Annotated in this window: 14 protein-coding genes; 3 read left to right on the top strand and 11 right to left on the bottom strand. The window is 30.3% G+C overall.

The window, feature by feature from the left end; all coding sequences use genetic code 11:
• The 3 genes from BXQ17_RS07195 to BXQ17_RS07205 are packed head-to-tail and all read right to left on the bottom strand — an operon-like array spanning position 1 to position 2,360.
• Complete coding sequence (locus BXQ17_RS07195; protein WP_077809962.1) at positions 1-954, bottom strand: carbon-nitrogen hydrolase family protein; 954 nt, start codon at positions 952-954, stop codon at positions 1-3.
• 22 nt (positions 955-976) lie between these two features.
• The gene (locus BXQ17_RS07200; RefSeq protein WP_149025877.1) at positions 977-1,558 is read right to left on the bottom strand and encodes a hypothetical protein; all 582 of its coding nucleotides are present in this window, start codon (positions 1,556-1,558) and stop codon (positions 977-979) included.
• 10 nt (positions 1,559-1,568) lie between these two features.
• Complete coding sequence (locus BXQ17_RS07205; protein WP_077809964.1) at positions 1,569-2,360, bottom strand: DUF2797 domain-containing protein; 792 nt, start codon at positions 2,358-2,360, stop codon at positions 1,569-1,571.
• Between the two features lie 82 nt (positions 2,361-2,442).
• Here BXQ17_RS07205 and BXQ17_RS07210 point away from each other — a divergent pair, with 82 nt between their 5' ends.
• Positions 2,443-3,951 (top strand): GH3 auxin-responsive promoter family protein, encoded by a 1,509-nt coding sequence (locus BXQ17_RS07210; RefSeq protein ID WP_077809965.1) that lies wholly within the window; start codon positions 2,443-2,445, stop codon positions 3,949-3,951.
• Positions 3,952-3,957: 6 nt separating this feature from the next.
• Here the strand turns inward: BXQ17_RS07210 and BXQ17_RS07215 are convergent, their stop codons facing one another.
• The 5 genes from BXQ17_RS07215 to BXQ17_RS07235 form a co-directional block, all read right to left on the bottom strand.
• On the bottom strand, positions 3,958-5,841 hold the full coding sequence (locus BXQ17_RS07215; RefSeq protein ID WP_077809966.1) for a hypothetical protein: 1,884 nt from the start codon (positions 5,839-5,841) through the stop codon (positions 3,958-3,960).
• A 62-nt stretch (positions 5,842-5,903) separates the two neighbouring features.
• Complete coding sequence (locus tag BXQ17_RS07220) at positions 5,904-6,881, bottom strand: polyprenyl synthetase family protein (RefSeq protein ID WP_077809967.1); 978 nt, start codon at positions 6,879-6,881, stop codon at positions 5,904-5,906.
• 25 nt (positions 6,882-6,906) lie between these two features.
• On the bottom strand, positions 6,907-7,947 hold the full coding sequence (gene rlmN, locus BXQ17_RS07225; protein WP_187661451.1) for a 23S rRNA (adenine(2503)-C(2))-methyltransferase RlmN: 1,041 nt from the start codon (positions 7,945-7,947) through the stop codon (positions 6,907-6,909).
• A 119-nt stretch (positions 7,948-8,066) separates the two neighbouring features.
• A complete protein-coding gene (queA, locus tag BXQ17_RS07230; RefSeq protein ID WP_077809969.1) occupies positions 8,067-9,116 on the bottom strand; it encodes a tRNA preQ1(34) S-adenosylmethionine ribosyltransferase-isomerase QueA in 1,050 nt (349 codons plus the stop codon).
• A gap of 72 nt (positions 9,117-9,188) precedes the next feature.
• Positions 9,189-10,418: a 3-phosphoshikimate 1-carboxyvinyltransferase gene (locus BXQ17_RS07235; RefSeq protein ID WP_077809970.1), complete on the bottom strand. Its 1,230-nt coding sequence runs from the start codon at positions 10,416-10,418 to the stop codon at positions 9,189-9,191.
• A gap of 54 nt (positions 10,419-10,472) precedes the next feature.
• Here BXQ17_RS07235 and BXQ17_RS07240 point away from each other — a divergent pair, with 54 nt between their 5' ends.
• Entirely contained in the window at positions 10,473-13,577 is a 3,105-nt protein-coding gene (locus BXQ17_RS07240) for a glycosyl hydrolase (protein ID WP_077809971.1), read from the top strand.
• Between the two features lie 94 nt (positions 13,578-13,671).
• Positions 13,672-14,280, top strand: coding sequence for a type IV pili methyl-accepting chemotaxis transducer N-terminal domain-containing protein (locus BXQ17_RS07245; protein WP_077809972.1), 609 nt, complete (start codon positions 13,672-13,674; stop codon positions 14,278-14,280).
• Here BXQ17_RS07245 and BXQ17_RS07250 read toward each other — a convergent pair.
• The 3 genes from BXQ17_RS07250 to BXQ17_RS07260 are packed head-to-tail and all read right to left on the bottom strand — an operon-like array spanning position 14,277 to position 15,480.
• Complete coding sequence (locus tag BXQ17_RS07250; RefSeq protein WP_077809973.1) at positions 14,277-14,558, bottom strand: hypothetical protein; 282 nt, start codon at positions 14,556-14,558, stop codon at positions 14,277-14,279. The two genes, BXQ17_RS07245 and BXQ17_RS07250, sit on opposite strands and share 4 nt — an antisense overlap.
• 1 nt (position 14,559) lies before the next feature.
• On the bottom strand, positions 14,560-14,886 hold the full coding sequence (locus BXQ17_RS07255; protein ID WP_077809974.1) for a nucleotide pyrophosphohydrolase: 327 nt from the start codon (positions 14,884-14,886) through the stop codon (positions 14,560-14,562).
• 39 nt (positions 14,887-14,925) lie between these two features.
• Positions 14,926-15,480 carry a thioredoxin family protein gene (locus BXQ17_RS07260; protein WP_077809975.1) on the bottom strand — a complete coding sequence of 185 codons (555 nt, stop codon included), beginning with the start codon at positions 15,478-15,480 and terminating at the stop codon, positions 14,926-14,928.
• Positions 15,481-15,511: the final 31 nt, after the last annotated feature.

Here is a 15,511-nt window from a genome sequence, read left to right on the forward strand (position 1 = left end):
TTAATCTTTATAAGAAACAGTACTTTGTCTTTCTCTGTTTACCTGCAATTTGGTAATATCTGGTCTCGAATAATGCCCAACAACATCAAAGTTTTGTCTTTCTTCTAAAACTCTATTAAAATCTAAAGTTTCGATAATTAAACCTTCTTTGTGTAAAACAGGTTCAACCAACCATTCTCCGTTAGGAGCTGCAATACAAGAACCTCCATTTGCTAAAACAGCAGGTGCTTTTTCTAAAATTTTATCTAAATGCGGTGTTTCTGTAGGAAAATCTTTTGTACTCATTAAACTAGATACAGAAATTACATAAGAACGAGATTCTCTTGCTATAAATCGTGTAATATCTTTTGTATTGTAATCGCTACCAGGCCAAACAGCAATATGTAAATTTTCACCTAAACCATATAAAGCGGTTCTAGGTAAAGGCATCCAGTTCTCCCAACAATTTAAGCCTCCAACGGTAAATTCTTTTAACGGATGTACTTGTAAACCATTTCCGTCTCCTGGTGCCCAAGTTAAACGTTCTTCGTACGTTGGCTGTAATTTTCTGTGGACAGATTTTACAATTCCATCAGCATTGATATAAACTAAAGAAGCGTAAATGCTATGTCCGCCTCTATTTTGAGCACGTTCCATAATTCCTAAATAGACAGCAATTTTATATTCTTTAGATAAATCGCAAATAGTGTCTAATTCGCCTTTTTCTATGGTAATTGAATTTCTAACATAATGTGCATGAATTTCTTTTTGAACCTTAGAATCCCAAGCAGCACCATCTGTTAAAGAAACCCAAAACGGATATCCTGGTAACAAAGCTTCACCAAAAACAATGAGTTCGCAATTTTCTTTTGAAGCATCTACAATCGATTTTTGTATTTTTTCGATTGTCTTTTCTTTGTTTAACCAAACTGGTGAAATTTGTGCCAATGCAACTTTTAGTAAATTGTTTTTCATAATTCTTGATTATCGTAAACTATTAGTTTCGTTTTTTTATTTTCTTTCTGTTTTCAAAGCGAAATTCATTTAATTCATTCAACTCACTCTTCACCTTCGATTTCCAAACTTCTAAAACCTTTAAATTATTACCACTATTTGTTTCATTTATGAATCTCATTCGAATTTCGGCAAACTCATTCGATATTTCATTACTAATTAATTTCATCACTTCAAATCCCTTAACTAACTTCTTTTTTCCCAAAAAGAGCCTTTTCCTAAATTTTCTTGCTTGTATTTCTGCTAAATCGAACTGCAATTGCTGAAATTCTAGTTGCTTCTCTAAGTTATTAATTTTTGTAATATCTATATAAGAACCTTTCCCAATAAAAATATTCTCAACTCTACTATTCAGATTTTTTTTAAAAAAATCAAAACCTTTAGATTCGTATGAGATTAGAAACTGACTAAGAATAGCATCGTTATAGTTTTTTTTAATACTATAATCTTCTAAAGATAATTTTTCGGTTGCACTCCATCTTTTTTGTCCTTCTAAAAGCTCTTGTCCAGAAACTGGAAAAACAAATAATAAAAGTAAAAAAGCAAGGTTTATAAAATTTTTCATCACTTCAAATTTAAACCTCAATACTTACAACTAGACCTTCATTACTTCTTACGTTAAAAACAGTTTCGTCTTCGAAAATTAAATATTGCCCTTTTACACCAACTAATTTACCTGTATATTTAGGCGTTTTAATAAGGTTTAAACTTTTAGGTTTCGTAGGATATTTACGTACAGGAAAATTGATGTTTGTTTCAGAATTATTCTCGATAAAATATTCTTTTGCTTCGTCTGGTATAAACTCTTTTAACTTCTCTCTCCACTCGACTAAGTTTACATCTTCAATATCATTTTTAAGCATTTTACGCCAATTGGTTTTATCTGCAACATGTTCTTTTAATGCAACCTCTGTAATACCAGCTAAATATCGATTTGGCACTTCTACAATTTCTATGGCTTCATGTGCACCTTGATCTATCCAACGGGTTGGCACTTGTTGTTTTCTTGTAACACCAACTTTTACATTACTAGAGTTGGCTAAATAAACAATATGCGGTTGTAATTGCACCTTTTTTTCGTAGGCTAAATCTCTATCTTCAATATCTAAATGTGCCTTACTTAATTCTGGTTTCATTATCCAATCACCAGCATTTGGCGTTTCAAAAAAGCAAGATTTACAAAAACCTTGTCTATAGATGGTTTTTTCTAAACCACAATTTAAACACTCGTAAGTAACAAAACTTAAAGATATTTCTTTGTTAATTAACTGATTCATGTTTAAAAAATCAGTTTTCATATCTAAATAATACTGAATTTCCTCTGCATTTTCGGTCATCATTTTTTTTAAAACTCCTTGGTAAATCATCTCACAAATTTTAGTATTTTTAAACTTCGATTTTAAATTGCAAACTGCATAAAAATCGTACTAAACAAACTTACGAATTTCTATGGCTTTTCAGATTATCAATTCTATAATTTCTTGGTTTTTGAAGAAACGAAAACACCAAATTGAACTGTTTTTAAAGTACCCAAAAGATGTACAAAATGAATTACTTTTAAAATTGATTCAAACTGCCAAACAAACTTCTTTTGGTAAAGAACATCATTTTAGTTCTATTAAAAATCATGCAGATTTTGCTAAACATGTTCCGATTCAGAAATACGAAACCTTTGAGCCGCTTATAGAAAACTGTAGAAAAGGCGAACAAAATATTTTTTGGCCGTCGCACATTAAATGGTTTGCAAAATCGAGTGGTACAACAAATGCTAAAAGTAAATTTATACCCGTTTCTGATGATGCGCTAGAATATTGCCATATGAAAGCTGGTAAAGACATGTTGTGTTTATACATAAACAACAACCCTAAAACCCAACTTTTTACTGGTAAAGGCTTGCGTTTGGGTGGCAGCTCGGAAGTTTACCAAGACAATGGTTCTTATTTTGGCGATTTGTCTGCAATTATCATCGAAAACATGCCTTTTTGGGCAGATTTTAGTTCAGCACCGAGTCAAGAAGTTGCTTTAATGAGCGATTGGGAAACAAAAATGGATGCAATTATTGATGAAACTATTAACGAAAATATTACAAGTTTAGCTGGTGTACCAAGTTGGATGTTGGTTCTTTTAAATCGTGTTTTAGAACGTTCTGGTAAAGACAATATTTTAGAAGTTTGGCCCAATCTAGAGGTTTACTTTCATGGTGGCGTTAACTTTAATCCGTACAGAGAACAATACAAAAAAATCATCCCTAAATCCGATTTTAAATACTACGAAATCTACAATGCTTCTGAAGGATTCTTTGCAATACAAGACAGAAATAACTCGAAGGAATTATTATTGATGTTAGATTACGGAATTTTCTATGAATTTATTCCGATGATTGAATATAAAGGTGAAAGCTCGAATGCAATTACTTTAGCTGATGTTAAAAAAGATATTGATTACGCACTGGTTATTACTACAAACGGTGGTTTATGGCGTTATTTAATTGGTGATACAATTCGATTTACATCTTTAGAACCTTATCGAATTAAAATTACAGGTAGAACCAAACATTATATTAATGTTTTTGGTGAAGAATTAAATATCGAAAATGTAGAAGATGCTCTTAAATTGGCTTGTGAAAAAACAGCTGCAACAATTGCAGATTATACCGTTGGACCAATTTTTATGCAAGGAAAAGAAAAAGGTGGCCATGAATGGATTATTGAATTTATTAATAAACCAGAATCTATGGGGTATTTTTCTGAAGTTTTAGACAATGCATTAAAGTCTATAAATTCTGATTACGAAGCTAAACGTTATTTAAACATTACATTAATGCCTCCTAAAGTTCATTTGGCTAAAGAAGGCTTGTTTTATAGTTGGTTAAAGAAAAAAGACAAACTTGGCGGACAACATAAAGTACCAAGATTGTCTAATTCTAGAGAGTTTATAGAAGAGCTGTTAAATTTATAAAACTATTTATTTAGTGCAATTCTCGCAGTAAGTAGCTCTTAAATATTTATTTTCTAGTAATTGAAAAGTAACACCATCTTCTAAAGAAGAATTAAATAACTTACAAAAACGTTCTCTATTCATTTCGATAGCATTTAACATGATTGTTCTGTAATTTTGAGAATCTACAGCGTATTCATCTACTATTGTTAGATTTAAATAATAAAAAAGTAAATCTTCATCTATGGTAATTGTTTTTACTTTTTCATCTAAAACTTCTGTTGCTTCATCTGTGTTTGCATAATAAGTTAAAAATTGTGCTAAACTTAGATAATCGTAATTCGATAAATTAAAGTTTTCGTAAGTATCTATAATAAATTCTACCGATTCATCTTTTTCATCATACCTTCTAGCTCTCATATCTTTTTCTGCTTTTACAATATGAAAATTTACCAGCATTCTATCAATTAAATGTTGTTTGATTCCGTAAGATTTTAACTTTAAAATTTCTTGTTTAAACGAATTTGCTTCGATTTTTTCCCAATTATTTTTCCAAATGATAAACTTTACAACTATCAAATTATACTTTATGTTTTTATTCTTAGGATCTAACTTTTCGATTTTTTTAAGTTCATCAAAAGCAATTTTAGCATAACTTAAATTTAATATATACTTATAAATACTATTCTTATTAAGAATTGGTACAAATTTTCTTTGTTTAGGTACATTTAATGTATTTAATAAATCTGGCGAACTTTCTTTTTTAAGTTTCTCAAAAATAGAATTCTGCACAACTAAAGCTTCTTCTATATTTTCTTTTAGAACAAGATCGTTAAATGTTGCTACCAACTTCTCTTTCGACATATTTTTATACTTGTCTTTTCGCTCTAATTCTAATATCACAACTGCTTTTCGATGCTTTTGTAAATATTTTTCTAAATCTTTTGATACTTCGCCAACTACCTTATTTTTAATTGTTTGTTTTGGCAAAGTTTTAAAACTTTTATACTTTGTTTTAGAAATATCATTTAAAAATTCTACCCAATTTTCTGAAGATGAAATTTCTGTAACAATATTTGGTTTTTGAAAAGTTTGTAAAGATTTTACAATGCTATTGGCTCTTTTTTCTTGAAGTTCTATATTTCTCTTTACACTACCCTCTATCGATGCGTAAGCTTTAATATTTATCTTTTTAATATTAAAATCTGTTAATCTTAAACTATCATATAAAGGCTTTATGTCTTCTGATGAATAGTCGTATTTATTCTTTTGAAAAGGTATTACAAACTTTAAAGTTTTATATTTTGTAATAAATTTATCTGAAGTGTTGATGCTTTTATCTTTATAGGTTAATGAATCTAAATAAACACCCATATCTAACAAATCCCAACCATAAGAATCTAAATTGTATGTAGTTTGATATCTACATAATGCTTTGTTGTTTAGAAATAAGATATTAAACTCTAACTCTTCTTTTGCCAAAGCAGCAGGCACAGAACCTACTAATGCTTTAAAACTATTAGTACCAGTAACTTTTTTAAAACCTCTTAATAGTTTCTGTGCAAAAACTGCAGGTAGAACGGTTCCTTTAATTTGAGAAGCATCTAATTCATTTTCACATTTATATCTAGACTTAGAAACCACATCAATAGCAATACCATCTCCAGATTTTTTAAATAAAGCAGTAAACCACTTCTTATTATTAGTAGTAAAGTATAAATTATTTCCTTCTCTTTTGATTCCAAAACCAACTTCTTTAGGTTTTTGTCTAAAAGCGTTTGTAAAATAACTACATTTTTGATTTCTCTCTGCGTTAGTAGCAGGAAAAGTAAACCCTAAAGAATTTTGAGATTGTAATATTTGTGTACATGTTAGCACAAATAAAAGCACAAGGCTTTGATAAATTTTCATAGTATTAAATTCTGTTTTATAGCAATAAAACCAAATTTAACAAAACTATTAGAATAAGCAAACTATATTTTACGTTCTACTACATAATCAATCATAGTTGATAAAGAGTTTTTATACTCTGAATCTGGAAAGTCTTTAAGAATCGCCAAGGCTTTCGATTTGTAACTGTTCATTTTATCGATAGTATAATCGATACCACCATTTGCTTTTACAAATGCAATTACTTCTTTTACTCTTTTTTTATTTTTATTATGCTTTTTAATAGAGTTGATTAACCATGCTTTTTCTTTTTTAGAGCAATTATTTAAAGTATAAATTAATGGCAAAGTCATTTTTTGTTCTTTAATGTCTATTCCGGTAGGTTTACCAATTTTAGCATCAGAATAATCAAATAAATCATCCTTAATTTGAAAGGCGATTCCGATGTATTCTCCAAACTTTCGCATTTTACGCACACAGTCTTGGTTTACACCTACAGACGCTGCACCAATACCACAACAAGCTGCAATTAAAGTTGCTGTTTTTTTTCGAATAATATCAAAATAAACTGCTTCTGTAATGTCTAATTTTCTAGCTTTTTCAATTTGAAGTAATTCTCCTTCACTCATTTCTCTTACAGCAATAGAAATCAACTTTAGTAAATCGAAGTCTTCATTATCAATAGAAAGCAATAATCCTTTAGACAATAAAAAATCGCCTACTAAAACTGCAATTTTATTTTTCCATAAGGCATTTATAGAGAAAAAATCTCTTCTTCTATTACTATCATCTACCACATCATCATGCACCAATGTTGCTGTATGAATTAATTCTACAACAGATGCGCCTCTATAAGTTCTTTCATCAAAACCACCATCAGAAACCATTTTAGCAACTAAAAAAACAAACATTGGTCGCATTTGTTTTCCTTTTCTACGAACAATATAGTAGGTAATTCTGTTTAATAACGGAACTTTAGACAACATAGAATCTTTGAACTTTTCTTCAAAAAGTTCCATTTCTTTTATGATTGGTTGTTTAATTTGTTCCACTAAATTCATAGGTCGAAAATTGTTTTTTTACTATTTAAGATTTATTTGCTAATTGACCACAAGCCGCATCAATATCCTTACCTCTACTTCTTCTTACATTTATTGTAATATCGTGCATTTCTAAATTAGAAATATAGTTATTTATTGCTGATGAACTTGCTTGTTGAAACTCACCATCGTCTATTGGATTGTACTCTATTAAATTAACTTTACACGGTACATATTTGCAAAAATCTACCAAAGCTTTTATGTCTTCTTTTCTATCATTTATGCCATCCCAAACAACATACTCATAAGTAATTGCTCTTTTGGTTTTCTCGTACCAATATTCTAAAGATTCTTTTAAGTCTTTTAAAGGAAAATTAGTATTAAAAGGCATTATTGATGTTCTAACGTCATCTATTGCTGAGTGTAATGAAACTGCTAAATTAAATTTAACTTCTTCATCTGCCATTTTACGAATCATTTTTGGCACACCCGATGTAGAAACTGTAATTCTTTTTGATGACATTCCTAACCCTTCCGGAGACGTTATCATCTCTATAGATTTCAATACGTTTTTATAGTTCATTAGAGGTTCTCCCATTCCCATAAAAACAATATTTGTTAGTTTTTTGTTATGATACAATCTGCTTTGTTTATCGATAACAACTACTTGGTCGTAAATTTCATCAGGATTTAAATTACGCATTCTTTTTAATCTTGCAGTAGCACAAAACTTACAGTCTAAGCTACAACCAACTTGACTAGAAACACAAGCTGTAGTTCTTTTTTCTGTAGGAATTAAAACAGACTCTACAACCAAACCATCGTGTAATTTAATTCCGTTTTTTATGGTACCGTCTTTACTTTTTTGCATAGAATCTACCTTAATGTGGTTAATCACAAAGTTTTCTTCTAACATTTCTCTGGTAGCTTTAGAGATATTTGTCATATCTTCAAAAGTATGTAAAGACTTGCTCCATAACCATTCGTAAACTTGGTTACCACGAAATGCTTTATCATTATTTGCCACAAAAAAATCTCTTAATTGTTCTTTTGTTAAGGCTCTTATGTCTTTCTTTTTATTCAAAATAGAAGGATTAAAAATTAAATGATTTCAAAATAAATTCTGTTGCAAAAATATGCATAAAAAAACTGACACTTTAAAAAAGTGTCAGTTTTAATATATTGTATTTCTAAATATTAAAAATATTATAGAATTAACATTGCATCTCCGTAAGTAGAGAATTTGTATCCTTCTTTAATTGCTTCTTTGTAAGCTTCCATTACAAAATCATAACCTCCAAAAGCAGCTGCTTGCATTAGTAAAGTAGATTTTGGTGGATGAAAATTAGTAATCATTGCATTAGCAATACTAAAATCGTGAGGTGGAAAAATAAATTTGTTTGTCCAACCTTCAAAAGCATTTAATTCTTGCTTAGAAGATACAGAAGATTCTACTGTTCTCATAACAGTTGTACCAACTGCACAAACTCTTCTTTTATCTTTCTTAGCTTTATTAATCATGTTTGCAGAAGCTTCTGGAATGATAATTTGCTCAGAATCCATTTTATGCTTCGACAAATCTTCTACCTCTACTGGGCTAAATGTACCTAAACCAACGTGTAAAGTCATTTCTGCAAAATCAACTCCTTTTATTTCTAAACGTTTTAATAAATGTTTAGAAAAGTGTAAACCTGCAGTTGGTGCAGCAACAGCTCCTTCATTTTTGGCAAAAATAGTTTGGTATCTTTCTTCGTCTGAAGGCTCTACTTCTCTATTAATTTCTTTAGGCAATGGTGTTTGCCCTAATTCTAATAATTTAGCTCTAAATTCTTCATAAGAACCGTCAAATAAAAAACGTAAAGTTCTTCCTCTAGAAGTTGTATTATCTATAACCTCTGCTACTAAACTATCGTCTTCACCAAAAAATAATTTATTTCCTATTCTAATTTTTCTTGCCGGATCTACTAAAACATCCCACAATCTATTTTCTGCATTTAATTCTCTTAATAAGAAAACCTCTATTCTAGCACCTGTCTTTTCTTTGTTACCAAACATTCTAGCAGGAAAAACTTTGGTATTATTTAACATCATTACATCACCTTCGTCAAAGTAATTAATAACGTCTTTAAACTGTTTATGTTCAATAGTACCATCTGCTCTATTTAACACCATTAAACGAGATTCGTCTCTGTGCTCTGCAGGATAAACTGCCAATAATTCTTGTGGCAATTCAAATTCAAAATGCGATAATTTCATATATGTATTTCTTCTAAAAGATGCAAATATACGATATCGAGATAGGCGTTGTCAAGTGTTTCGCCTATTAATTTAAAGTTCTTCTACCTTAATACCAATTTGTTGCATGTCTTTCCAAAATTTTTGATACGATTTTGTAACAACTTCTGCATCTAAAATTTTAATAGGAACTTTTAACGCCAAAGGTGCAAAAGCCATTGCCATTCTATGATCGTTATAGGTTTTTATTGCTATGTTTTCTTTGATTGAAGAACGTTCTTCTAAATGTAACGTTTCATTAGTCACAGAAATTGATGCACCTAAATTTGTTAATTCTTCTTTTAAAGCCTCTAACCTATCGGTTTCTTTAATTTTAAGTGTATGTAAACCCGTTAAATTACACGCAATGTTTTCAGAAAAACAAGTTACTGCAATTGTTTGTGCAATATCTGGGGCGTTTTTTAAATCGATCTCTAAAACCTCTTTGCTGCTTACTTTTTCTTTTGATAATGTAATCGAATTACCAGAAAAACTAGTAGCTACACCAAAGTGCTTGTAAATTTCTGCTAAACAAGAATCTCCTTGTAAACTTTCTTGCTTGTAGGCAGACAATTGAATTGAAGAACCTATTTGCGATGAAGCTACAATCGAATAAAAATAACTTGCAGAGGACCAATCAGACTCTACAACAACTGTTTGTTTATCTATAGTCGTTTTTGGTAAAACTTTAATTAAATTACCTTCAAATGAAGTTTCTATTCCTATTTGATTTAGCAACGTTAAAGTCATTTTTATATAAGGTATCGAAGTAATTTTACCAACCAATTCAATTTCTAATCCTTTTTCTAATTTTGATGCTATTAATAGTAAAGATGAGATGTATTGACTAGATACATTACCATTAATTGCAACCTTATCTTTTACTATTTTTTTTCCTTTAACTCGTATTGGTGGGTATCCAACTTTATCTTCATAACTAATATCTGCACCTAAATCTTTTAATGCATTTACTAAAATCTCAATTGGTCTGTTTTGCATTCTTTCAGAACCTGTTAAAACAACTTCTCTATTTTCTTTAACTGCAAAATAAGATGTTAAAAAACGCATTGCTGTACCTGCGTGACCAATGTCTACAATTTCTTTATCTGTAGAAAGGGCATGTTGCATGTGCACAGAATCATCAGAATCTGATAAATTATTTATCGTTATTTCAGGGAAAAGGTTTTGTAAAATAAGCAATCTATTAGATTCGCTTTTAGAACCAGAAATTGTGATTTCTTCATTTATTTTACTATTCTTTAAAACATTTAACAATATGTCCATTCTAAAAACTGATTTTAATTCTTATTTTTAAACCTTTAATTACAACTAACCAACATGAAAAAACACTTATTATTAGTCGTTTGCATGCTCTTGTGTGTAAATGTCAAAGTTAATGCACAAAAAAATGCTAACAAAGTTTCTAGCGAAAATTTTAATCCTATTACTTGGAGAAATATTGGTCCGTTTAGAGGTGGTCGAAGCGCTGCTGTAACAGGCGTACCTGGCAAGGCAAATCTATTTTATATGGGCGCAACCGGTGGTGGTGTCTGGAAAACTAATGATGCAGGTAATACTTGGCAAAATATTTCCGACGGATTTTTTGGCGGTTCTGTAGGAGCTGTTGCTGTTTCTGAATCTGATAACAACGTTATTTACGTAGGTATGGGAGAAAAAACAGTTCGAGGAAATGTTTCTTCTGGTGATGGCGTTTGGAAATCTGAAAATGCTGGTAAAACTTGGACACATATTGGTTTAAAAAATGCCAGACATATACCGCGAATGAGAGTTCATCCTAAAAATTCTAACATTGTTTTTGCTGGCGTTATGGGAGATCTATACAAACCAACACAAGAAAGAGGTGTCTATAAATCTATAGACGGTGGTCAAAATTGGAAAAAAGTTTTATTTTCTAATGAAAATTCTGGTGTAGTAGATTTAATTATAGATCCTAATAACCCAAGAATTTTATATGCAACTACATGGAATATTAGAAGAACTCCGTACAGTTTATCTTCTGGTGGAGATGGTTCTGCTTTATGGAAAAGTACCGATGAAGGAGAAACGTGGACAAACATTTCTACAAACAAAGGACTTCCTGATGGAATATGGGGAATTAGCGGAGTGACTGTTTCGCCTGTAAATTCTGATATTGTTTACGCTTTAATAGAAAACAAAAAAGGTGGTGTTTACAAATCTACAGATGCTGGTAATACTTGGCGTTTAATTAATGCTGAAAGAAAACTACGCCAAAGAGCATGGTATTACACACGTTTGTATGCAGACACGCAAGATGAAGACATTTTATATGTTTTAAATGTTCGTTATCATAAATCTACAGACGGAGGAAAAACTTACAAAACATACAATGCACCACACGGAGACCATCATGATTTATGGATTGCACCAGAAGATAACCAAAGAATGATTATTGGTGATGATGGTGGCGCACAAGTTTCTTTTGATGCTGGAGAAAACTGGAGTACAATGAACAATCAACCAACTTCTCAGTTTTATAGAGTAACTACTGATAACCATTTTCCGTATAGAATTTTGGCAGCACAACAAGATAATTCTACAATAAGAATTGCACATAGAACCGCAGGAAGATTTATTACAGATTCTGATTGGGAACCTACTGCAGGAGGAGAAAGTGCACACATTGCAGTAGATCCTTTAAATGATGATATTGTTTATGGTGGAAGTTACGGAGGATTGCTTACTAGAAAAAATCATAAAACAGGTGAAACAAGAGCTGTTAATGTTTGGCCAGACGACCCAATGGGACATGGTGCTGAAGATTTTAAATATCGTTTTCAATGGAATTTTCCAATATTCTTTTCTCCAAATAATAAAAAGAGATTGTATGCAGCTTCTAATCATTTACATATTACAGAAAATGAAGGGCAATCTTGGAAATTAATTAGTCCGGATTTAACTCGAAACGACCCAAAAACTTTAGGGCCATCTGGAGGACCAATTACAAAAGATAATACGGGTGTAGAATACTACGGAACTATTTTTGCAGCTACAGAATCTTCTCTAGAACCAGGATTAATTTGGACAGGATCTGACGATGGTTTGGTACACGTTTCTAAAAACAACGGAGAAACATGGACTAACGTTACACCTAAAAAAATGCCAGAATGGATGATGATTAATTGTATTGAAGTTAGTCCGTTTGACAAAGGAAGCGCATATATTGTTGGTACTAAATACAAATCTGGTGATTACAAACCTTATATTTATAAAACCGAGAATTATGGTAAATCTTGGAAATTAATCGTAAACGGAATCGAAAATGAAAGTTTTACGAGAGCTTTAAGAGCAGATCCAAAACGTAAAGGCTTATTATATGCAGGTACAGAAAAAGGAATGTACGTTTCTTTTGATGACGGTAAAAATTGGGAAACTTTTCAGAAAAATTTGCCAATTGTACCAATTACTGATTTAGCTATTAAAAACGATAATTTAATCGCAGCTACACAGGGTAGAGCTCTTTGGATTATTGATGATTTAACACCTCTACATCAACTTGAAAGAAATACAAACGCAAACGTAATTCTTTACAAACCAAAAGATGCTTATAATTTGAGCGGTGGTAGAGGAAGAACTTCTAGAACTGCTGGCACTAATCACCCAGGTGGTGTTGCTGTTTCTTATTTTATAAAAGAAAAAAATAAAAAAGACACCATCTCGCTTTCATTTTTTGATGCAAATAATTACTTAATAAAAAAGTTTAGCACTAAACCAAATACAAAAGAAAAAGAAGCAAAATTATCTGTAAAAGATGGTAATAATATTTTCTATTGGGATATGATGTATACTGGCGCAGAATCTGTAAAAGGTATGATTCTTTGGTGGGCTTCTTTAAATGGCCCAATAGCCCTACCTGGTAAATACAAAGTTACATTAACCGTTAATAACCAAAACATAACTAAAGATTTTAATATTTTAAGAAACCCTTCTTCTGAAGTTTCTGAAGAAGAAATGAAGGCTCAGTTCGATTTTATTAATGAAATTAATGTTAAAATGACAGAAATTCATAAAGCTTTAAAAAATATTAAGAAAATTAGAACTCAGGTTGGTGCTTTAAAGAAATCTATTAAAGACAGAAAAAAGTATAAAGAACTTTTAGATTTTGCAGACAAATTGGTAAAAGATATTACTAAAATTGAAGAAACTCTATATCAAACAAAATCTAAAAGCGGACAAGATCCTTTAAACTTTCCTATTCGACTAAACAATAAATTAGCACATTTAAATTCGTTAACTAGAACCGGTAATTACGCACCTACACAACAAGCTATCGAATTTAAAAATGAAATTACTAAAGAAATTGATGCTGAATTATTAAAACTAAATACTTTATTTACAAATGGCGTAAAAGAACTAAATAGAAGAGTAAAAGAAAGTGATATAGATCTTATACAATTAGACTAACTATTATAATAAAAATTAAAAAAAGCGACTTTGTAGTCGCTTTTTTTATTATTCAAACTATTTTAATTTAATTTGCAATTCAAAATCCCCAGAAATGAAAAAAAAGGTTACCCTATCTTTTATACTTTTTACCTTACTTGTTGTATCAAATCAAATTATCTTTCACTTTGACATCAAAAGGCAATCTTACGACGCCGAAATTATTAATAAAGCCGGTAAGCAAAGAATGTATAGTCAAAAATTGACAAAAGATGCTTTTTTTGCAAGTAATGCTAAAAATACTGATTCGTTTGAAGATAAAATGTTAGATTTTAGAGAAACGTATCAAGATTTTAAAATAGGAAATTACTACATCAATAATATCGTTTTAAAATTTTACAACAATCAAGATTTAAACGATCTGTACAAAGAAAACCAATCTTATTATGAAAATTTAGAAGAGGCATCTTCTGCTATTTTAAACGACATTCATAATGACACGTTGTTCGTAAAATCTTTAAAAACAATTAGAGATAATGAGAACGGATTCTTAGTCTCTATGGATAAAATTGTAGAAGAATATCAAAAAATGTCTGAGGTAAAAGTTAATAAGCTACAACAAATGCAGTTATTATTTCATGCTGCTTCTTTTCTTTTATTACTATACGTTTTGTTTTTTATTATAATTCCTATTTTTGGTAGAGAAACTAAAAGTATCGTTTAAGACATTTTTTTAAGTGTTACGTACATGCCGTAAAATACACTAATAAAAATCTTTAAACCCCAAAAGTTTTTCCATTTTCCTTCAGAAAAATTTGTTGTATTCACTTTAGCAAAATCGCCTGAAAAAATAGCACTAGAACTATTAATTAATAAACTAATTATGGTTACTAAAACAAAAAAAGGAAGCGCCACTTTTAAAAAGTTAATCCAAAATATTTTAGTTTGTAATTTAGCTGCAACAATTTTAGCACCAGCTACAAAATTCTTAAAAAAACTCATTTTATTTTAATTTGTCGTTGTTATGATGTCTATCGTGATCTCTTTTAGTTTTAATATCTAACTTTTTTTCAAAAGCATCTTGTAAGTTTATTCCGGTTTGATTTGCCAAACACAAAACCACAAACATTACATCTGCTAACTCTTCACCTAAATCTTTATTTTTATCAGACTCTTTTTCGCTTTGTTCTCCATATCTTCTAGCAATAATTCGTGCGACTTCACCAACCTCTTCTGTTAACTGTGCCATATTTGTAAGTTCATTAAAATAACGAACTCCATGATTTTTAATCCAATCGTCTACTTGTTTTTGTGCGTTTTCTATATTCATTTCTACTTATAATTTTTAATGAATTATTTAAATTTTAATTTATTTCCATTTAATTCCGCAACCAACACTTGGTTTTTGATGCTCTAAAACGGGCTTATTATCTAATAAATTTTGTATTGCTGCTCTAATATCTTTACCCGTTAATGGTTCGCCATTTCCTGGTCTAGAATCGTCTAGTTGCCCATGATAAACTGCTTTTAAATCTTTATCAAAAACATAAAAATCTGGCGTACAAGCAGCATCATATGCCTTGGCTACTTCTTGTGTTTCATCAAATAAATACGGAAATGGGTATTTTAAATCCTCTGCAACTTCTTTCATAAACTTTGGCGCATCTTGCGGATAATTTATTATTTCGTTAGAACTAATCGCAATAAAACGAATTCCTTTTTCTTGAAATTCATTGGCCATTTTTATCAATTCTGGATTTACATGAATTACAAACGGACAATGATTACAAATAAACATAATTACCGTACCAACAGATCCTTTTGCACTTGATAAGCTCACATAAGAATTATCTACAGTATTGATTAAGTTAAAATCTGGCGCTATTCTTCCTATTAAAAACTCGTTAGATTCTGCTCTTGCCATTTTATAATTTTTTATGATTTTTTTTGATAAA

The organism is Polaribacter sp. BM10, from assembly GCF_002005425.1.
Lineage (GTDB): Bacteria > Bacteroidota > Bacteroidia > Flavobacteriales > Flavobacteriaceae > Polaribacter > Polaribacter marinaquae.